The organism is Asaia sp. As-1742 (assembly GCF_011753235.1).
Taxonomy (GTDB): domain Bacteria; phylum Pseudomonadota; class Alphaproteobacteria; order Acetobacterales; family Acetobacteraceae; genus Asaia; species Asaia bogorensis_B.
On the sequence record NZ_VWWA01000023.1, the window covers coordinates 1 to 21,007 of the forward strand.

General features: G+C 57.5%; 12 protein-coding genes, 5 pseudogenes and 1 other annotated feature. Of the genes and pseudogenes, 8 read left to right on the forward strand and 9 right to left on the reverse strand.

The genetic code is table 11. The annotated features are described in order from the left end of the window. Window positions 1-455: 455 nt before the first annotated feature. The 4 genes from F3J08_RS17590 to F3J08_RS16020 all read right to left on the reverse strand — a co-directional run bounded on the left by F3J08_RS17590 (window position 456) and on the right by F3J08_RS16020 (window position 2,895). Window positions 456-716: a transposase gene (locus F3J08_RS17590; protein ID WP_166931591.1), complete on the reverse strand. Its 261-nt coding sequence runs from the start codon at window positions 714-716 to the stop codon at window positions 456-458. Next, window positions 713-1,081 carry a transposase gene (locus F3J08_RS16010; RefSeq protein ID WP_166931594.1) on the reverse strand — a complete coding sequence of 123 codons (369 nt, stop codon included), beginning with the start codon at window positions 1,079-1,081 and terminating at the stop codon, window positions 713-715. The genes F3J08_RS17590 and F3J08_RS16010 overlap by 4 nt, the downstream gene beginning before the upstream one ends. A 465-nt stretch (window positions 1,082-1,546) precedes the next feature. Continuing rightward, the gene (locus tag F3J08_RS16015) at window positions 1,547-1,822 is read right to left on the reverse strand and encodes a type II toxin-antitoxin system PemK/MazF family toxin (protein WP_166931627.1); all 276 of its coding nucleotides are present in this window, start codon (window positions 1,820-1,822) and stop codon (window positions 1,547-1,549) included. Then, complete coding sequence (locus tag F3J08_RS16020; protein WP_166931597.1) at window positions 1,822-2,895, reverse strand: hypothetical protein; 1,074 nt, start codon at window positions 2,893-2,895, stop codon at window positions 1,822-1,824. Before F3J08_RS16020 ends, F3J08_RS16015 begins: the two co-directional genes overlap by 1 nt. Window positions 2,896-3,259: 364 nt before the next feature. Here F3J08_RS16020 and F3J08_RS16025 point away from each other — a divergent pair, with 364 nt between their 5' ends. The 3 genes and pseudogenes from F3J08_RS16025 (at window position 3,260) to F3J08_RS16035 (ending at window position 6,459) form a co-directional block, all read left to right on the forward strand. Then, window positions 3,260-3,742 (forward strand): phosphate-starvation-inducible PsiE family protein, encoded by a 483-nt coding sequence (locus tag F3J08_RS16025; protein ID WP_166931631.1) that lies wholly within the window; start codon window positions 3,260-3,262, stop codon window positions 3,740-3,742. Further along, complete coding sequence (locus tag F3J08_RS16030) at window positions 3,735-5,195, forward strand: tyrosine-type recombinase/integrase (protein ID WP_166931600.1); 1,461 nt, start codon at window positions 3,735-3,737, stop codon at window positions 5,193-5,195. The genes F3J08_RS16025 and F3J08_RS16030 overlap by 8 nt, the downstream gene beginning before the upstream one ends. Window positions 5,196-5,621: 426 nt before the next feature. Continuing rightward, window positions 5,622-6,459: pseudogene (locus F3J08_RS16035) on the forward strand (IS630 family transposase). Window positions 6,460-6,491: 32 nt separating this feature from the next. Here the strand turns inward: F3J08_RS16035 and F3J08_RS16040 are convergent. The 5 genes and pseudogenes from F3J08_RS16040 to F3J08_RS16060 all read right to left on the reverse strand — a co-directional run bounded on the left by F3J08_RS16040 (window position 6,492) and on the right by F3J08_RS16060 (window position 12,903). Further along, entirely contained in the window at window positions 6,492-7,751 is a 1,260-nt protein-coding gene (locus tag F3J08_RS16040) for a cation:proton antiporter (RefSeq protein WP_166931634.1), read from the reverse strand. 590 nt (window positions 7,752-8,341) lie between these two features. Further along, window positions 8,342-9,044 (reverse strand): annotated as a pseudogene (locus F3J08_RS17305) (DDE-type integrase/transposase/recombinase); the annotation flags it as partial. Beyond that, window positions 8,875-8,991 (reverse strand) — a sequence feature (AL1L pseudoknot). (Overlaps the previous pseudogene by 117 nt.) A gap of 116 nt (window positions 9,045-9,160) precedes the next feature. Further along, window positions 9,161-9,714, reverse strand: a pseudogene (locus tag F3J08_RS17310) (IS630 family transposase); the annotation flags it as partial. 124 nt (window positions 9,715-9,838) lie between these two features. After that, on the reverse strand, window positions 9,839-12,220 hold the full coding sequence (locus tag F3J08_RS16055; RefSeq protein WP_166931609.1) for a membrane-bound PQQ-dependent dehydrogenase, glucose/quinate/shikimate family: 2,382 nt from the start codon (window positions 12,218-12,220) through the stop codon (window positions 9,839-9,841). Window positions 12,221-12,365: 145 nt separating this feature from the next. After that, window positions 12,366-12,903 (reverse strand): annotated as a pseudogene (locus F3J08_RS16060) (transposase). 484 nt (window positions 12,904-13,387) lie between these two features. Here F3J08_RS16060 and F3J08_RS16065 point away from each other — a divergent pair. The 5 genes and pseudogenes from F3J08_RS16065 to F3J08_RS17595 all read left to right on the forward strand — a co-directional run. Further along, window positions 13,388-14,287, forward strand: a complete 900-nt coding sequence (locus F3J08_RS16065; RefSeq protein ID WP_166931612.1) for a LysR family transcriptional regulator — start codon at window positions 13,388-13,390, stop codon at window positions 14,285-14,287. A gap of 240 nt (window positions 14,288-14,527) precedes the next feature. Beyond that, window positions 14,528-17,710, forward strand: coding sequence for an efflux RND transporter permease subunit (locus F3J08_RS16070; RefSeq protein ID WP_166931615.1), 3,183 nt, complete (start codon window positions 14,528-14,530; stop codon window positions 17,708-17,710). After that, a complete protein-coding gene (locus F3J08_RS16075) occupies window positions 17,703-18,878 on the forward strand; it encodes an efflux RND transporter periplasmic adaptor subunit (RefSeq protein ID WP_166931618.1) in 1,176 nt (391 codons plus the stop codon). The genes F3J08_RS16070 and F3J08_RS16075 overlap by 8 nt, the downstream gene beginning before the upstream one ends. 2 nt (window positions 18,879-18,880) lie before the next feature. Then, entirely contained in the window at window positions 18,881-20,359 is a 1,479-nt protein-coding gene (locus F3J08_RS16080) for an efflux transporter outer membrane subunit (RefSeq protein ID WP_370458757.1), read from the forward strand. 332 nt (window positions 20,360-20,691) lie between these two features. Continuing rightward, window positions 20,692-20,862 (forward strand): annotated as a pseudogene (locus F3J08_RS17595) (transposase); the annotation flags it as partial. Between the last annotated feature and the right edge of the window lie 145 nt (window positions 20,863-21,007).

Genomic DNA, 21,007 nt, shown 5'->3' on the forward strand with positions numbered 1-21,007 from the left:
TCTGTCGGATAGCGTGTTGTCTTTCGGACGATCCTACCCATCCGGGTTCTCTGCTCTGGCGTCCACATCCAGAGCCTGAAGCACGCCCCAATCAGGCCGCCAAGCACATTCTTAAACGGGCTCTCAGATTGATCTAATACGCAAGCGTTCACGGGATAAGGCAATCCTCGCCTGTAAAACCAAGCGCCGAAAGAGGGAGACTTCCCCGGTACGCATCGTCACAATCTTTCACTCAAAGCATTGGGTGCCGATCTGAAGCGGGGGCGTCACACAGAACGGGCACGGATATACGGTAATGGCTCAACCTTATCAGGGTAGCCACCTAGAGCTTTTCCGATTGGGATCGTTGCGTAGGAATCGGCTGACGCGCCGCTATGCTGGCTAGCACTACTTTGGCAGAAAATATTGGGAAGGGGATTCCCTTGGGCGGCGATCATTGATTCATAGGAGACCGGCTATGATGAGGGCTTGTGATGGACAGGGATTGGCACTTTTCGGCTCTCCGTGGACGGGATGCATGGCTCGATGCCTCGTTCGGTGAGATTGCGCCGGAAAAGATTGCTGTCGTAACAGCGATCGCCGTCCTGGTGGCGAGCGGAGGGCAAGCGTGGCAGCAGCAGGGCTACGCCCTTGTGGTCACTCATCTGACCTTCGGTGAGCAGCATCGTCACTGGACGGCCATGCCTGTCGCAGACGGCATGCAGTTTCGAGTTCACGCCGCCTCTTGTGCGTCCGATCCGACGCGCAGCACCCCCTTTTTGAGCAGGCTTGCGGCAGTGCGATGCGCCTTCAGATGTGTGCTGTCGATCATCAATTCCTCCGGGACGCCAGCATTACCCGTCAGGGCGGAAAAGATCCGGGCAAATACGCCAAGACGGCTCCAACGGATGAAGCGATTATACGGCGTCTTATGAGGACCGTAGCCCGACGGCGCGTCCTTCCATTGCAAGCCATGCCGGATCACGTAGACGATGCCGCTCAGCACGCGGCAATCATCTACGCGTTTCAGACCGCGCGTTTTCGGGAAATATAGCCCTAACGCGCGCATCTTACTCACAGGCAGCATCGGCAGATCAGACATCGGGTTCTCCTTCCGATGACCGTCGAATCACATCATCTCAGTCTCGTAAAGGGTCCTGAGCCTAGACCAAGACGAAGCCGACCGGTTTCACTGTTGGTCAAGGAGTCCCAAGACACGAAACCCCGTCTCCCCTTGTCATTGTATAACGTCAATCATGCGAATGGAACCAGCCGTGCTTTTCTTTATCTCCCGACCGTATCATGGGTACTTTGTCGATCGGATCGGCTATGTACACGCCTGCCGATCAATCGGAAGCGGATAGCCAGTCCCAGAATGGCATACATGAAGCGTAGCCACAGAAAGCACAGGCACAAAAGAACCGTATTCATCATATGGCGACCTCGTCAGCGGCGCGATATCGAGGAAAACGAGGATACCTATTTATTCTCTCAGGGCCGTATTAGGCAACGATGATCATGAGGACCGAAACGAAATGGTAATCATTGCGCCGCCGACAGAACCCCCTCAGGCCAGTCCCAGAAACAGGGCCATAGCCTGGCTCACGCTCAGCATCAATGTGTCATCGGCGTTTTCGAATGCGGGACCAATCTTGTCGCGGCCGATCGCTACAGGCTTATCGACTATGATTAGCAACTTGCGTCGCAACCCGTTCCGGGCACTGGGCTCAACCGCAAGGCGTAGCAGCGGAGCCTCTACGATCACGTTCGAGAGAGGCAGGACGGTAATCGCAGTCCTGGCACCGAAACGGTCAGACGGCTCGATGAGGGCAGGACAGACCATCACGCCCGGGATGCGGAATCCTGTGCAAGCCACCGCTGAGCTTTGCGGATGGCGGCATCAGCCTGTCGCATGGCGGCTTCGAGGTCGCTGAAGTCGGGTTGCCAGCGTTCTGCCGGCGTAAAGCCCGGTACCGCGATCTGTGTCTCCTGTCCGATAACGTCATCGTCCATAACGGTCGTGACAGACACACCGCGCCGCGCCCGTCTTGGCAGTGCGACCTCGTCGCGCAGGGGCGTCATACCCACCAACCCGTAGAGGCGATGAGCGCGTCGATGCGTGACCTCGACGACGAGGCCAGATTTGATGAACTGCGCGAGCAACACCAGCACATTCTTGGGCGCCATCCCAAGACGCGAGGCGAGCGTGGCGACGGAGATCAGTGGCGCACCGGCTATTGCCTCAAGCGCAGCTCCAGCCCGCGAATTTCGACGCCTTGTTCCCAGATGGGTCCGGGCCTGACGCCAAGCATATTCCATTCGAGACAGGATGCGCAGACCTTCCTCGGCTTCGGCCGCAAGCGCTTCCAGAAAGAGCGGAAGCCAGATTTCTCGATCCCATGCGACGTCCCCCTGAAGGGCGGCGGTTCCCGTCAAAGGAAGGGAAATATGTAGAAGGGTGCGACGCCAATGACGCACCAGGGCCGCGCGCATGGGGGGCCTTGAATGGCCTTCGTCCAGCCAGCTATGCAGGGCCATCCCGGCCTGAAGCACAGGACCGCCAGTCCTGTCCCGGGACGCGAGAAACGTCTCGGCCTTCTGCACCGTGCCCTCCTGATCGAATGCGGGGTCGGCCACCCAGCGATATTGATCCAGAGCATAGCGCGCGGCGTCAAATGTGCCGCCTCGATCATCATCGCCAAGGAGATGCGGCAAGTTCTCGATCGCAGCCGCGAGATGCCACATGTTGATGGCGTATCCGTCGCTTGCGGCCTGCTGGCGCACCGCTTCCAGCCGCATACGGTGTAGGACCGCCGGGGCCAAGGGATGGCCTAGCAGTGCCTGATCAAGACGCCCCAGCGCCATAGATGCTTCAGTCAGGGCTGAAGACAGCGGCGAGAAGGAAGCAAAAGACATAGGGTTGAGACGCCCCTAGAGACTGAGGATGCCCGGATTGCGCCAGCGCGATAAGGCGGGGCTGATCGCGGCATACCTTCCAAGCACTGACTGGAGGAACAATACCCTATATCGTCAATAAGGTAAAACTCAGCGGATGGTTCCTGAATCCAACCCCTCCTTCGCACCTATCCTCGATAAGTTCTCTTGTCGAGGATAGGTTAGGCGCGCTATGGAGAAAACGAGAACGTCCCGAATCTACTGATTAATGAGAAGCACGGCTTGCCGCCCAAATACCAGTCAGGAAACCCGCGACCCTATGTCCACCAATCCACCCAGCACGGAGAACCGGCCGAACGCCCATCGTCACACAGCATGGCGTGCCATGCTGTCCCCCAGCAGCGGGTTAAGCCTTTATGAGCGCTTCGAGCAGGCCATCATGCTAGTCGTTATCACGCTCATCATGGCGGTGACCGTCGCCGCCACGTTGCATCTCGTCGTCGCGGTCTGGCGGCTACTGAACTCGCCCGCTATCGATCCGACCGATCAGGCCGTCTTCCAGACCGTCTTCGGCGCCATGTTCGTCGTTATCATCGCTCTGGAGTTCAAGCGCTCCCTTCTCGCCGTCCTCACCCATAACGAAAACGTCGTCAGGGTCCGCACCATCGTGCTGATCGCCCTGCTGGCGATCGCCCGGAAGTTCATCCTGCTCGATCTTCAGGCCACGGCCCCCATGGAGATATTGGCCCTGGCTGCGGCCGTTTTGTCTCTTGGCATCGTTTACTGGCTGATTCGGGAACAGGATGCTCGCGTCATTGCCCGCAAGTCTGCGTCCGGCGTCGAGACCGGGGAGCGGACCCATGCTTGAGGGCGTCTTCGTCACTGGCTCACGCATAACGGCCCGGGACGCGCTTCTGGAACGTGTCGATCGTCTGACCCGTCGTAACCTGCCCGAGAACACCGAGCCCGCCTCCTGGGCATTGGCCCTGGCGACCGCGCGCTTCTCCCCGCCCCTTCCCGTCCGTTTCGCCGGCATGGAAGTATCGGACGGGCACTTCAGCGCGGATGTGACGCTACCAGACACCGCCCCCTACCCTGCTGCAGTGCCGGAGATCGTCCTGCGACATGTCGGTGAGCTGCCCTCCGGGGCCGAACTGAGCGTCACCCTCGAAATCGACCAAGGTGTACCGTGCTTCGTTGCAACGCTTGCTGACTCCGTTCGGCATGAGACCGGGGTAGCGGAGAATGCGCCAGGCGGATCCTCCATAGCATCGCGACCGCCCTCACCTGTGGGCCAGCCGCCCGTGGTCGTGACGCAATGGTTCGACCGGCTTACCACTCTGGTCGTACCCGAACGTGACGGCACATTGCGGACCGCACGGAAGGGCGCCGAAGCCTATGCCCAGGGCTCAAAGGCCGCGAACACCATGCGAGCCTATCGTTCCGCCGTGCGCGCCTGGTGTCTCTGGGCCAGGAGCCATTCCCTCCCGGCTCTCCCCGCCCGCAGTGACGATCTCGCAGCCTATTTCGCCGATATGGCGATGAAGGGGCGCAGCATGACCACCATCGAGCTGCATCGCGCCGCGCTGCGTTATCTCCATCATCTGGCTGGTGTGACGGTTCCTACCTCGCATGCCGAGATTACCACCACCCTTGCCGGTATCCGCCGCAAGAGTAAAACGCCCCTGCCCCAGCCCAAGACGGCGCTCACCTGGGACAAGCTGTGCGTCGTGCTCGAGGCGATCGACATCACGAGCCTCGCCGGCGCGCGCGATTGCGCCGTGCTCTTACTGGGCTTTGCGGGGGCATTTCGCCGCTCCGAACTGGCTGGGTTGGAGGTCAGAGACATCACACTGGATGAGGACGGCATGACGATCCTGTTACGTGCGTCCAAGGGCGACGTCCAACGCCTGGGCGCGCGTATCGGTATTCCGCGCGGCATCACCCGCAAGTGCCCCGTCCTGGCCTATGAGCGTTGGCTGCGGCTGTCGGGAATCACGGAAGGGCCGGTCTTCCGAAGGATCCGGGCAGTCTCGAAGTCACGGTCCGGCGAGCCGCCACCCCTGCCCCGGATCGGCGCGACCGCGCTCTGGGAGGGCACGATTGCCGAGATCGTGCAGAAGCGCTGCGCCGCTGTCGGGCTTGAAGGTGATTTCGCCGGGCACAGCCTGCGCCGTGGCGCGATCAGCACGGGAGCCGCGGACGGGTTCGATCTGCTCGAGCTCAAGCGCTTCTCCCGTCATCGCAGCCTTCAGGTCGTGGAGACCTATATCGACGAGGCCAGCATCCGGGACCGTAATCCAGGAAGGTCACGCTTCTGAATGCGGGGCTCAAGCTCTTACAAGTGTCAAGCTATTAATCGCTCTTTTGCGGGTTGGCACAAAGCTGCGGAGATTTCACGGGTCATGCATCGCCTTTCGGAATACCCTCCTCGATGCGCTGAATTGGAGCACCGTCCCATACCTACTTCAGATAATGTAGGTCGGTTATCGGACGTAGGCCGGTATATGGGAAACTTACTCGAGAGCGCCACGTCCGGAATGGGGGCGAGCGGAATGTCGACTTTGGGTTCGGGGGGATAGAAAGTGGACGTCTTTGCCAACGCCGGAGCGGTTCAGCTCCTTCCGCGATTCCTGGAGGAGATGGCCGTATAAGTTTTGGCTAGAGCGGCTCCACTGAGCGCTGATTCTGGGGCGTGACATGGGTAGCGACGTGTGATTCACCCTTTCCATGAGATGGAGAGGGTGATGTCGCGAGCCTACCGTGACGATCGTCGAGTGCGCGCTATGGCGGCGGGGGCATCCGGCCTGTCGGCGTGGGCGGCGGCGCGGTCCAATGTCGGGATCGCCACGGCGATCAGCTGGCTGCGGCGCGCATGCGAGGCGGGTGAGCGGACGGCACGCCTGCGCGAGGAGCATGTGGTTGAGATCAGGCGCAGGATGCTCAGCCGGTGGCTGCGTCAGCGCAGCTGGACGTTCAAAAAAAGACCGCCCATGCATTGGAGCAGGAACGTCCCGACGTACTGAAACGGCGCGAGGACTGGTTTGACGCGCAGCTCGATCTCGACCCGAAGCGGATGGTCTTCATCCACGAGACCAGCCTGTTGACGAAGATGGCCAGACTGAGGGGACGCGCCTTGCGCGGCGAACGATGCCGCTCGGGAGTACCGCACGGGCACTGGAAAATGACAACCTTCACTGGGACGCTGCGCACCACGGGCCTGACAGCACCCTTTGTGCATGACGGGGCGATGAACGGTGCCGTGTTCCAGACCCATGTCAAGCGCGTGCTCGTGCCGACCCTGCGACCGGGCGACATCGTCATCCTCGACAACCTGCCCGCCCACCGGATGCCGGGCGCACGTCGGGCCGTCGAACAGGCAAGAGCATCGATGGTGTTCCTGCCGCCCCACAGCCCAGACTTCAATCCAATTGAGATGGCGTTCTCCAAACTCAAATCCCTTTTGCGCAGCAGGGCTGAACGCACCGTCACGGCACTGTGGGATGCCGTCGGACTAGTCCCTGACGCCTGCACTCCGATCGATGCGCCGACCACTTCACCGCCGCAGGATATGAGCCGGATTGACGTGGAACGGCTCTAGATCAGCGGCGCACCAATCACACCTGATCATACCTTCCGAAATCGTTGCCAGCCGCAGACAAAGTCACCTTCCGTGCACGAGGTGCGGTCAGCTGGAACAACGGGCCTGTCAACGTCGTCGAAATGACGGCAAGCACCATTAGCGATGCGAATGCAAAATCCGACAGCATGCCTTTGCCATGCAGTATCGTCGCGGCCACGATTTCCATCAGACCCTTGCATTGCAGGAGAGACCCGATGCCCAGCGCCTGCCGCCGCGACAGTCCGAATGCTGGCGGGAACGCGTAGACCGAGCCGATCTTGGTTACGATGGAGATTATGACAAGCGCCAGCGACGCCACGACCGACGGCCAGGTCAACGCATCGCCATTGATCCGCAGCCCGCTATGGCCGAAGAACATCGGGGCGAGCCAAATGAGCGAGAACGTACCGACACGTTCCACCGGCAAGCGTCGCACCCAAGACGGCGGCATGATGGCACCTGCGAAATACGCGCCGATCAGTTCGTGTAGCCCAAGCTCGTGGCTCGCCCAAGATCCCGCGATCAAATATACTGGAACGCAAGCCCAAATGACCCAGAGGCGCGCATGACGAAAGTGTCGTGCAGCCCAGCTGCCGGCCATTGCGAGCCCGACCAGCATAAGGATCGCAAGCCCTTCTAGTCCGGTCCAGCCATGCAGTGCGGCTGACCCCTTGGCTGCGAACTGAAGCAGGACAAGCCCGATCCACAGGGCGGCATCGTCCACGACAGCCAGCTTGAGAGCAAGCTGTCCAAGAGGACGCTGGCCTGGTTCCAGTTCCCGTACGAGGCCGATCAGGACGGGCAGCGCGCTGACGGCGATGCACAGTCCGATCGAGGCCGCGGCGATCACGGGCGACGCATGTGCCGGTGCCCAGCCATGCAATGGCAGGAAGAATATATAGACAAGCATTGAACCAATCAGGAACGGACCACCCAGCGCGACTGCGGCACCAGCTAGTAGACGCCCTAGAGACGGCTGAGGCACGGACTGCATAGTACGATCTTCACCCGGATGCTGCCACATTTCCAGACCAGCCGTGAAAGCCAACACCAGAACCGCAACCCAGCCAATGTCGTCTCCCCACAAAGATGGTATATGGATTGCACGGACAGGGGCATGAAGGACTGAGAGTATAATACCAATAAGTATAGGAAGAACTGCTATCGGCATTGTTCTGCGAGATATCCTCCATATGAGCCATGGAAGTACTACGAAAATTGCTGCATCTGCCAGAGTTGCTATAATATTGTACATATTCACATTCCTTTCGACGCATAAAACCAGAATATAAGGAAAAACATTGCGAAACTCAAATTTGAGAGATTTGTCCATTACATGATGTTACGTTGACCTAAGCAAGCCATTCTAGCATCACGCTGTTTCGTTTCGAGTCATCAAATGACGCAGAGTGTGCAATCCCGAAAAAGCAAGTTCAGCTATGATGAGGCTAGTTGATGATGTCTATTTCGCGGATGATCCAAGTTAGGTCGATATGTCTCAAATGTAGGTGGACCCGCCCCAGAATGGACACGCTAGGGACACGCCAGCCAGCCCTAGATTGGTTCATTCCATGCTGAAAAATATTCGCTTCGAAGGTATAAATCGCCTTAGCCCTCAAGTCCGGGATGACGCTGCCCCGAACGTGCCCTCAGTTTTGAGTTAAGGTCTGTGAGTTGTTGTATGCTTTGTCGGCGTTTTTGGCGAAAGCTTCTGGCGTTATGCCATTGATGCTGATGTGGGGCCTGACGGCGCCAATAGCCGAACTGAACTGCCCCGAGATTTGCGCAGACCAGTTTACACAAATTACGCAGCCATGGGGATGTGGTCCATAGCGGCATAAAACTATTGATCGTCTCGGCCAGGGCATTGTCGTAACTATTCCCAACGCTGCTGACCGAGGGCTCGATCCCGGCCTCGGCCAGACGCTCGGTGTAGCGAATGGCGACGTATTGGGAGCCGCGATCCGAGTGGTGAACAAGATTGCCTGCTCCTGACGGGCAACGCGCGTGAATGGCCCGCTCCAGCGCATCAAGCACGAAGCCTGCGTGGGCTGTCCGGCTGACGCGCCAGCCGACGATCTACCGGGCGAACAGGTTGATGCGGTCGAGTGGACACGGTGCGCCCTTGTCGCTGAACGTCGTTCGCTTCGGTTTGCCGCAGATCACGCCCTGCAGGCCGAGATCACGCATCAGCCGCGCGGCGGGCAGCCGTGATGTTCTCGCGCCGAAGCCGCCGCCAGACCTTCCGCGCTACATAGACCCCGAAATGCTCCGAGAAAACCCCTCAGGATTTCCGGATTCAAGACCTCATCGCGATTGCTGTGAGCGGATCGCCGATCACGCTCACGCTGTTTGCGTATCCGTTCATAATAGGCTGACGGGGCAATCTGCGGCATCCTGCAGATCGGCTCGCCCCCGTAAACCGCACGGCGCTCGTCAACGAATGTCGTTATTTCCGAAAATGGCGATCGAGTTCCGCCTGGGCGAAATATGCTGACGCCTCCCGCAGGATCTCGTTCGCTTGGCGCAGCTCGCGGTTCTCGCGCTCATGTTCCAGAGCCAGCCGAACCGCGCGCGCACGGACCTCAAGGGAAAACTTCGCCACAAGATTGCTCGTCAGACCTTCTCAGGAAAATAGGTCTTCGCCAATCCCGGGCCGGTTCAGGTCGTGGTCTTCCAGTGACCGTGCGGCACGGGGGAGCGCAGGCGCTGCCCCCTGCGGCAGCGTCCGTAGCGGCGCTCCATATTGGTCGATGCCCAGGTTTCGTCGATGAACACAAGACGTTCGGGGGCGAGATCGGGCTGAGCGTCGAACCACTCCTGCCGTCGCGTCAGGATGTCCGGGCGATCCTGCTCTGCCGCGTGCGCAAACCTCTTTTCCATGTGATCTGGTGGCGGGCGAATAAGCGCCACAGCGTGCCGATCGCGAAGTGGCGGCCGTCATCGGCCTGCCGGGCACGGATTTCGACCAGCGTCAGATCGTCTCGCTCGGCGATCATGGCATGGATCCGGTTGGCCTGAGCCTCGATCCGGTGCGATAGCCGGTCGCCGCCGCGTGGCTTGGTTGCAGCACTGCCAGTCTGGCGTTCACGCGCGCACCAGCGCACTGCACTGGCAATGCTCACCCCAAACCGGTCGGCCGCCTGGCGTCGGGACAGGTTAGTCGACACTGCGGCTACAACACGTTCGCGAAGATCAGGAGACAGAGCACGAGACAGAGACGCCGGCCTCCGTCCCGGCCTCTATCTTGAATCAGTTCAGGCAGCCCAATACAATCCCTCACGAGTCATATCGTGCGGAAAACGCTCTAAGCGAGAGAGTCGATTAACTCATCGTCGACCTTCATTTAGGTAGCGCGAAAGCCATTGTGTAATCTCCAAAACGCGTGCCCATGGCACCGTGTCCACCCGCCGTAATGACCACATACTGTCGCCCGTCGCGACCGCGATAGGTCATAGGAGTCGCCTGTGGACCGGCAGGTAAGCGAGCAGACCAGATCTCCTGACCAGTACGCTCGTCAAAAGCACGTAGATATTGATCAGTAGTCGCCCCAATAAAAACAAGCCCGCCACCAGTGATGATCGATCCTGCGATGTTAGGCACGCCAATTTTCAGAGGCACGCCAAAGTGCGATCCGAATAGACCAGTATCCTGAGCGGTTCCTAGTGTTTTGTTCCAGATTACCCGACGAGTATTGAGATCGACCGCGGTCATGCGGCCCCATGGTGGCGCGAGGCACGGGGCCCCGAAGATGCCGACCCATGCCTTTGTGAGACCGATATAAGGCGTGTTGAACTGGGTTGCGACCAACGTATTGGCCGCATTTTCTCCCGGACGTGCCTGCTTAATCCAGTTGCGCCCCTCCCTACTATTACGCTGAGCAAGGTATAGCTTGAAGGGTACTTCCATCGTGTTGATAGTCATAATCCCATGTACGGGATCGATTGCAGCGCCGCCCCAGTCGGATACTCCATTAAAGGCAGGATGACCGATAATTGGCGTCAGTCCAACCGGTTTGTAGGCCCCCGTGGCCTGCGCATGGCGCAGTTCGATCCGGCAGATGAGCTGATCGATAGGCGTTGCGCCCCAAGTACCAATCTCCGTAGGATCTTTCGGCGTGAATGAAGGCATGCCCACGGAATAGGGTTGAGTGGGTGAGACGATCTGGCCCGGTGCCGCCCCCCTCGTCGAGACCGGCAATTCAGCGATTGGCGAGATCGGTGCACCGGTCAAGCGGTTAAGGAAATATACTTGACCAAGCTTTGTTGTCTGGATCATTGCAGGGACGACCTGCCCATCGGGGGCATGATAGTCGAAGAGCGACGGCCCGACCGGCACGTCCATATCCCACATGTCATGGTGAACAAGTTGCCGAGACCAGCGCAACTTCCCTGTCTGAGCATCCAGAGCTACGATCGAGTCACTGAATTTGTCATCGAATGGACGGCGCATGCCATTGTAGTAGTCGGGAGAGGAATTGCCTGTAGGTAGGTAAATAATCCCGTTAGCTGTATCGCCCGAGATCCAGCCCCAAACGTTTGGGGTTCCAGGCGTAAAGATTTCGCCAGCTGGCAGCGATGGGATGGAGTCTTCACTACGGCCGACGTCCCATGCCCAAGCTAGAGCACCTGTATTAGCGTCGTAGCCGCGTACGACTCCGGAGCCTATTATGCGGTCCACCCCGTCATCGATGCGTTCCCCTACTACGACGCGATCATTGATGATCGTCGGGGCTGACGAACTGATTTGATGGATGGCGGTTTCAGAGGCATTCTCACCCATGCCTTCGTGCAGGTCGATTTTGCCGTTATGACCTACCGCTTGGCATAGCTGGCCGGTATCGGCGTCAACCGCCACAACATACGCATCATAGACTGGGGCGAATATGCGGTGCGGGCAGGGCGCTCCGACTGGTGCTTCGTAGTAGGCAACACCGCGACAAACGAGGTAAGGATCAGCAGCACGGTCGGGCTTCTCGACATAAGTCCATATCGTTTTGCCAGTCGTGTCGTCGATTGCTTGCACACGACCGTGTGGCGCGCAAGTATAGAGCACATTGCCGATATGAATAGGCGTAGCTTCCGAATGGACTTCACGCGTATGCTTGTGAACCTCTTCGTAATTGGGAAGGTCGCCCGAGCGATGAGTCCAAGCCAGCTCCAACTTGCCAACATTAGCGGGAGTAATATCACTCAGCGCTGAATAGCGACGCCCTGACAGCGTACCGCCGTAGACCTTCCAGTCGTTATCGGCCTCGTTGGTGGCAATTGATACGCTATCAAAGGGGGCTAGTGCCGCCGAGATCGTGCCACCGGTTTGGTGACCCGGAAACAGCAGTGCGCCCATGAACGTCAACGCGACACCTCCGGCTAACGCTGGCAAAATAAAGGAAAAGCGTGCGGTAGAACGGCGGTCGAGTAGGCTGAGCCCAATCACCAACGCGACTAATACCGTAGGCGCGACCACTCGCGGCATGAGCTGGAACGGCACAAAGCCAACTTCAGACACTGCCCATAGTAATGTTGCGATCCACACCAAGATATAAAGTTGCGCGCCGCGCCGGTCGTTTCGAACTGATAGAAGGCCCGATACAATCATCGCCAGTCCGGCAAGGACATAGTAGAGGCTACCATCTGCCGCAGCCAAGATGCCTCCGGCGACGGCAAAAAACACTCCCAAGGCTAATATAATCCATCCTAATATTGTGGATAATGTCCTGATCATTCTGATAACCTTCTTCGAAAATAGCTCTGTGTGCCGAGAGATGATATGAAACGATCTCTCGTTTCACGATATCGTTCTTTCAATCACATTTTCGTTAGGGTAAGTGGGTACAAGTTGTTGATGTCTTAAGCGCCCTTTTAGAAATTCACGGATGAGCGTTTCGGCGTAGCATGAGGCTTCCCATGGCGATGTGGATCATGGCGTCTGCGACGTCGATACGCTGTTCGTAGTCCCCCACCAGTCGGAGCCAGCGGATCATCCAGCCGAATTTCCGTTCAACGACCCATCGGCGTGGCAGGACCTCAAATCCTTTTGTCGTATCTGACCGCCGGATAATTTCGACCGTAAAGTCGTGAAAGGCGGCTTTGTCCGTCAACTGCAAGCGGTCATAGGCCCCATCTGCGAACAGCTGCTTCACCCACGGCCAGCGTTTGCGGCCGACGACCTTCTTGCCTGCGTCATAACCACGGATCTTTGCATGAGGAGCCTTGATACTCTGGCTATCGATAACGCAACGCATTGATGATTTCACGAAAATCAGTTGCTCGTTTCCGGCCACGCCGGTGCAAAGGCGGCATCAGGTGCGCTATGCACTCCCATTCCCCATCAGTCAGATCAGACGAATAACGCTTCGTCTTGCGCTTGATATTGGCCACCCGGCCTCGTTGTTCTGGCGTCCACATCCCCACTTTGAATCACGCGTCAGACCTCCTGAAAACCCCTCACGCTGAATTTCCAAAAGGGCTCTGAGGAAAATAGATCTCTGCCAATCCCGGAGCGGTTCAGATCGCTACGCAACAGGATTGGAGGTATGCCCCCAAGACTGTTGCCATCACGGCAACACCAATCCATAAAAGCAGAGAGCTTTGCCTTCTAGAGGATACAAAAAAGGGGATTACGTCAGTTTGCACCATTCCGAGGCGATCTAAGCCAAGGCGTTCTACCCATAATATCGGGTTGCAATAGGATATAAACTGGATGAGCCGTTATTCCATTACGCGACCATAAAAGCAGGCTATTGGCATACATACATAAATGGCCATGGTTGGTCTAAGGCGTACTACTCCGAATCATGGCGGTAACAGGCTGCATATATGTTTGTCACGCTCGCCAGAGATAAGCGGTCACCTATCTATATTCATTGGAAAAGGTATTGAAAGTAAGGGCATGGCTCGAGAGAAGATAAACGACCTTGTTGCGTTCCTTGCAGTAGCAAGAGAACAAAGCTTCACCAAAGCTGCCGCCAAGTTGGGTGTTTCGCAATCAGCTTTGAGTCATAAGATAAGATTACTTGAGGGTCAGCTCGGGATACGCTTATTGACGCGAACAACTCGCAGTGTTGCGCCTACCGAAGCCGGGGAAGCTCTGATAGAGGATATCTCGCCACATTTCGAGGGTATCGAAGCGGCACTAAATGGATTGCAGGCAAAAAAGGGCGAAGCGAGTGGGACAGTTCGAATCACTGCGAGTGATTACGCAATAGAGTTCGTTATATGGCCAAAAGTGAAAGAATTTATCATACAATATCCAAGTATAAACGTTGAATTTGTTGCCGACAATAGTCTTGCTGATATTGTCTCTCAACGCTTTGACGCAGGTGTGCGTCTCGGGGAGCAGGTCGCAAAGGACATGATATCGGTTCCCATCGGGCCCAACGTCCGTTTCGTCGTTGTGGGAACTAAATCTTATTTCACGCGCTGTGGACGCCCCCAATCGCCGGATGATCTGACTAAGCATACGTGCATCGGCCTTCGCCTTCAAAGTCATGGTGGGATCTATGCGTGGGAACTTGAAAAGGATGGAAAAGAAGTCAAGGTTCGTATCAACGGGCAGGTTGTTTTCAATACCATCCTCATGGTTTTAAGAGCAGCGCTCGATGGCTTGGGGGTGGCACATGTGCCCGAAGATTTGGCTGCGCCCTTTATTTCTAACGGGCAGTTGGTTCATGTTCTCGACGACTGGTGCCCCGTTTGGTCCGGTTTTCATATCTACTATCCAAGTCGTCGGCTGAAATCGCCAGCTTTTTCCTTGCTGGTTGATGCATTGCGGTATCCAAAAAAGGCCTAAATTCAGGATTGAATAAGAGTAACCGCAATTTATGAGCTATGCTCATAACCTCATCCAGAAACGATCATATAGTCAGGTCGCCTTTCCGAACATATCACTATCCATGCAGGTCAAGTGCGTGTCTGCCATGCGGTTTCGTGCGCGCGTGGCACGCCAATGAGCTGGAACTGTTGTCCCGCTCGCATGAGATGACGGGACTCGTGCTGCTGTCTGCATCGAATTCGGAGAAATGGCGGATCAATGGGAATAGTTGGATTTGCGCTCCGGCGCCCGTACACGTTTCTGGTTGGGGGAGTTCTGATTCTTTTGCTTGGCGTGACGGCTCTTTTTCGTACTCCGGCGGATGTGTTTCCAACCATCGACATTCCGGTGGTGACTGTCGTCTGGTATTATGAAGGTCTTGATGCGACCGAGACAGAAAAGAGAATCAGCACTTATACGGAATTCAGCGAGAGCTTCTTCGTCAATAATCTCCGTACGATCGAAAGCCAGACCACGCCGGGTCTTGTCGTGCAGAAGCTCTACTTCCAGCCCGGAGTGAATATCGATCTGGCAATGGCGCAAACCGTGTCGGCCACCAATTCGATCCGGGCCTTTTTGCCACCTGGCGTCCAGCCGCCGATCCTCATGCAATACAGTGCTTCGAGCGTTCCTGTTCTGCAATTGTCTCTGTCCTCAGACAAGCTGACCGAGAGCGACCTCTATGATTACGGGCTCTACCGCATTCGTCAGCAGCTTGCGCCCGTTCCAGGCACGCTGTTGCCGCCGCCGTTTGGTGGTGCGACACGGCAGGTCATGATTGATATCAATGCGGCGAAACTGGCGGGAGTAGGCCTAACCCCCCTTGATGTCTCCAATGCGATCAATGTGCAAAACCTGACCTTACCCGGCGGCACAGTGAAATTTGGGCCCAGGCAATACGATATCCATATGAACGGCATTCCCGATATTGCCGACGAACTTAACGCAGTGCCATTGCGCAAGGACCCTCACACAGGAGCAATTATAAGGATCCGTGACGTAGCGCAGGTACGCATGGGCACTGAAGTCCAGCACAACATTGTCAGGCGTGAAGGAAGGCGCTCGGTCCTGCTGTCGATTATGAAGGCTGGTGATGCATCGACGCTCGATGTCGTCGATGCCGTGAAGAACAGGGTCCTGCCACTTGCACGGGCCGCGGCGCCATCTGGAATGAAGATAGATCCGCTGTTCGATCAGTCCTTGTTCGTCAAGGGGGCCATCAAAGGTGTTGCCTTTGAGGCCGTCATCGCAGGCCTGCTGACGGCTGCGATGATCATGGTGTTCCTGGCAAGCTGGCGCTCGACATTGATCGTGGCAGTCTCCATTCCACTTGCAATCCTGTCGTCGATCTCCGTTCTGGCAGCGACCGGCCAGACCCTGAACCTTATGACTTTGGGCGGTCTGGCGCTTGCGGTCGGTATTCTCGTGGATGATGCCACGGTGACGATCGAAAACATTCATCGCATCCGCCATGACGGCGCCGATCTGCGAACGGCTGTCTTCGAGGGTTCTGCAGGCATCGCTCTACCGACGCTTGTCTCGACGCTCGCCATTTCCTGCGTCTTTGTGTCGGTCGAGTTCCTGACCGGCCCATCGCGCTTTTTGTTTACACCGATGGCTCTGGCCGTGGTTTACGCAATGCTCGCCTCTTATGCGATCAGCCGGACGCTCGTACCGATCTTCGCCGCGTTGCTATTGCGTGCTGAAGATCGGGCTAGCGAGCGTCGACGTGTCGCCAACCTGCCGCCGGCATTGCTGGCCCGTTTCGGCACACGGTTCGATCGCAGATTCGAGCAGTTTCGGGATTCCTATTCGTCAATCCTTACAAATATTCTGGATAGTTCCTGGAAGATTCCCACCGTGGCGGGAATCTCGATCCTGGCAGCGATCGTGCTCGCCACGCAGGTTGGCCAAGATTTTTTTCCGACGATCGACGCCGGGGAATTCAAGCTGCATGTCCGTGCCCCTGAAGGCACGCGGATAGAAACGACAGAGAAGCTATTCGATCAGGTCGAGGACACAATCCGTCAGGTGGTGCCGGCGGACGAACGTCAGATGGTACTCGATAATATCGGTCTGCCCTTCCGATATTCGATGCCCTTCGACGATGGCAGTACAGTCGGCACCAACGACGGTCAAATCATGGTTGCCCTGAAGGAGCACCATCGTCCAACCGCCTATTACATGCGTGTTCTGCGAACCGTCCTGGCCAAGCGCTTTCCGGACTGCGTGTTTTTCTTTCAGCCAGCAGATATTGTGACCCAGGTGCTGAATTTCGGAATTCCGGCACAGGTGGATGTCCGAATTACCGGATATGATCAGGTTACGAATCGCAAGGTTATGGCCGAGATCATGGCGGAGGCACGCCACATTCCTGGCATGGTGGATGTTCATCTGCACCAACAGATCAAGGCACCGGAATTTGTGTTGGCAATCAATCGCGAGCGTGCCCTCGATCTTGGTCTGTCATTCAACGATGTTGCCCGTAACGTGATGGTATCGGTCGAGGGATCGAATACCGTGACCCCAAACTTCTGGGTTGGAAGCAACGGCGTTCAATATCCCGTAGCCGTACAAACGCCGCAATATGACATCGCCGGATTGCGGGACCTGCGGAATACAGTGGTCTCATCGCGTATAAATTCTGGTGGTTCTGTCAGCTTGCTTGATAATGTTGCGACACTCAAGCGCGGCGAGAATCAGGACGTGATTTCGCATAGCAACATCGCCCCGACGCTCGATATTTATGCCAGTGTTGAAAACCGTGATCTCGGTAGTATCGCCCGGGACTTGAACAAGATCGTGGAAAAGCATCAGAGCGAGTTGACGCCAGGCAATACCATAACGATTGCCGGCCAGATCGACAGTATGAACTCGGCTTTTACCCGTCTGGAAATAGGACTGCTTGTTGCAGCGATCGCGGTCTACCTGCTCATGGTCGTGAATTTCCAGTCCTGGATGGACCCCTTTGTCGTGGTGATGGGGCTGCCGGGTGCGATGTGCGGGATCGTGCTGATGCTGTTTATCACAGGTACGACCTTCTCGGTGCCGTCGCTCATGGGCGCAATCATGAGCGTGGGTGTGGCCAGTGCAAACTCAATCCTTCTGGTAACTTTTGCCAAGGAGTGTCGGGCTGAAGGGATGAACGCCGCACAAGCCGCTCTGGCCGCGGGGCGTGCGCGACTGCGCCCCATCCTGATGACCTCGATGGCTATGGTGATCGGCATGCTCCCGATGTCGCTCGGTCTCGGTGACGGCGGTGAACAAAATGCGCCGCTGGGGCGCGCCGTGATTGGCGGTCTGATGATTGGAACCTGCGCAACCCTGTTCGTGGTGCCTTGGCTGTATAGCCGTTTGCGTCGGCACGAAACCCGCATGCTTGAGGAATATGAGAATGTCTGAACCCGTCACGCCTCGATTGACTGATAAATCCCGGGACGGGCGCTTCGGTCCGATCATTGGGCTCGGCATTCTGGTTGCTCTTGGATACGGCGCCTACACGCACGTCGAACGTGGTATCGCTGTGCGAGCCCTTGCTCAGGAGCGTGAGAGCCAGATTCCTGATGTGCGGACGATGATAGTGCATAACACAACGGCACCGGTCGCAATGGATCTGCCTGGGGAAACGATTGGGCTGGAAACCACCGCGGTCAACGCGCGGGCGTCGGGCTATATAGAGAAACGCTTCGTTGACATTGGCACTGTCGTGAAAGCAGGTCAGCCACTGGCGATCATCCGGGCGCCGGAACTCGACCAGCGGGTTACGCAAGCTCAGGCGTCACTGGCGCAAGCCAAATCCACTCTGGATATCGCACGCGTTACAGCGCGGCGCACCAGCGGGCTGGTTGGCGGCGGAGCTGTCAGCAAGCAGAATTTCGATGTCGATAGGTTGACTCAACAGCAGCGGCAGGCCGAACAGGCTGCTGCTGATGCTGTGCTGGCTGAGACGGCGCAGCGTCAGGCCTACACGACCCTCGTCGCGCCGTTCGATGGTGTGGTCACGGTGCGAAACGTAGAGGTCGGGGACCTTGTGAGTGCCGACACTGTACAGGCCACTCCCCTATTCATGGTGGTCCGGACCGATCGACTGCGCGTGCGAGTGCATGTCCCGCAGGATGAAGCGGGATCGGTGCATGTCGGCGATCCGGCGTCAGTGACTGTGCCCGAGCGTCCAGGTGATCATTTCACCGGCACGGTGACGCGAACTGGCAGTGCGCTGGAGCAGAATAGTCGAATGCTGCCGGTAGAAATCGAATTGGATAACCGTGACGGTCGTCTGTCTGCTGGCGTTTACGCGTCAATCCATTTCGAGCTACCGCGCCCGGCACCCACTATTATCGTTCCGGCCGAAGCGGTTGCCTATGAAGCGGATGGACTGTCTGTCGAAACGGTCGGCCCCGACAACAAGGTGAATGTACGTAAGGTCCAGGTTGGCCGCGATTATGGTGACACAATGGAAATCCTCTCCGGCCTGCCGGATGGCAGCCAGTTAATCGTCCACCCACCATCGGCTTTGCGGAACGGCGATCTGGTCGCACCGAGGCCGGATACGGATACAAGGGGGTCGTAACAGTGCGCTTTGTTCAGACATCACGTGTTGCCGCGGCTAGTATTGGCTTGTTATTGACGGGCTGCACGATGATTCCTGCCTATCATCGCCCCGCCCTCCCGGTGGCGTCCACATGGCCGAAGGGTAACATGGCTGGCGCGGGTGGTAATCAGGCTTCTGTCGTCCTGCGGGAATGGCGTACGTTCTATCGCGACCCCGTCATGCAGGATCTCATCGCGGTCGCGTTGGACAACAATCGTGACTTGAGAATTGCACAGCAGCAGGTTGCTGCCGCCAGTGCACAGTTTAATATCGAAAATGCAGCGCTCTTTCCCACGTTGGATGGCACCGCTGGCGCGAATATCCAGAAGATGAACTCGCACATCTGGAGCCTCGCACAGACAAACGAGCCGATCTACATGCGACAGTATGCGGTCGGTTTCGGCGTTTCCGCGTACGAGGTCGATCTGTGGGGACGGATCCGCAGCGCGTCCCGCGCGTCGTTCGACCGCTATCTCGCCAGTGCACTCAGCCAGGAGAGTATGCGGTTGAGCATCATCTCCGGTGTGGCGACGGCCATGTTGAACTGGGTCGCCAACAATCAGGCCGTTCTCGTCACGCAGGGCGTGATGGAAAACCGACGTCGCACCTATGCCTTGGTCAAACAGACGGCAGATGTCGGCACGGGCACCCAGCTCGACGTCGCCGAGGCCGAAGCCGCGTTGCACGATGCCGAAACCAACCTGCAAATCTATACGCGGCAGCGCGCACAGGCTCTGGACGAACTGACGCTGCTGGTCGGTGAACCCATCGCCGCGCCGACGATGCAGGCGCTGGAGCGGAAGGCGGACCTCGCCGAAATTACCGGTTTTCCGGCGGTGCCCGAGGGACTGCCGTCCGACATGATCGGCCGACGTCCGGACATCCTGTCATCGGAGGACGAACTACGCGCCGCCAATGACGATATCGGTGCAGCGCGGGCGGAGTTCTTTCCCAAGATCCAGATCACGGCAGCGAACGGTACGGCCAGCAACAACATTACCCGGCTCTTCCAAAGCGGCATGGGGGCGTGGAATGTTGCGCCGCAGATCACGTTGCCTCTGTTCGATGCCGGGCGCCTGACCGCCCAGCTCAAGCAGGCGCGTGCCCGCAAGAGCGAGCAGGCCGCCCGGTACGAGCAGACCGTGCAACGCGCGTTCCGGGAGGTGGCGGACGCGCTGGCCGGGCGAGAGACGTACCTGCAACAGCTTGCCGCCCAGGCGGCGCTCGTCTCTGCAAGCGATCGGCAATACAATCTGGCACTAGCGCGCTATAAAGGTGGTTACGATCCCTATCTGCAAACGCTTGTGGCTCAAAGGAGGCTCTATTCTGCCCAGCTTGCCGCGATCACGACGCAGCTTCAGGCAATGTCCAACAGCATCACGCTTTACAAGGCGCTGGGCGGCGGTTGGGGCAAAACTGTACCTACCCGGGGTACGCCTACAATCGATCATATCCTGTAGAATGGCAGGTAGGGGCAGAACACATCTCTACACTCGAGGCCTGTCAGTACTTGATGGTGTTACGGCAAGGTGCAAATTTTTTCATGATCATAACTGAAAGTACCATGTTTGATAGAAGAGGCGACGTGGTCCATCTGGACAGTTGTTCAGTTTAAATAAACTATGCCCGTCTGTTATCATCCGCCTTTTAGGCGGTGTTTCTGTTAGCCACTTGGTCCGGTGTTATCTCCGGACACCAACGGACCGGAGTTCACCTCACATGCCATTCCGAAATGGACAGAGGCGACAGGGATCGAATGGCACACATCGCGTCTGGGTAGCCTCAGCAGAACAGGAATGTCGAGAGCTTCAACGGGCGATTGCGCGATGAATGCCTCAACAGGACCCCCTTCACTTCTTTGGCGCAGGCCAGAGAGGTTCTCGTTGCCGGGCGTGCGGATTACAAGACCGTGCGACCGCACTCTCAGCACAGTGGCAAAAAACCAGCGCAGATCGCCACTTAACGGTCCTGGGAGTATGACCTGAGAGCCCGTTTAAGAATGTGCTTGGCGGCCTGATTGGGGCGTGCTTCAGGCTCTGGATGTGGACGCCAGAGCAGAGAACCCGGATGGGTAGGATCGTCCGAAAGACAACACGCTATCCGACAGA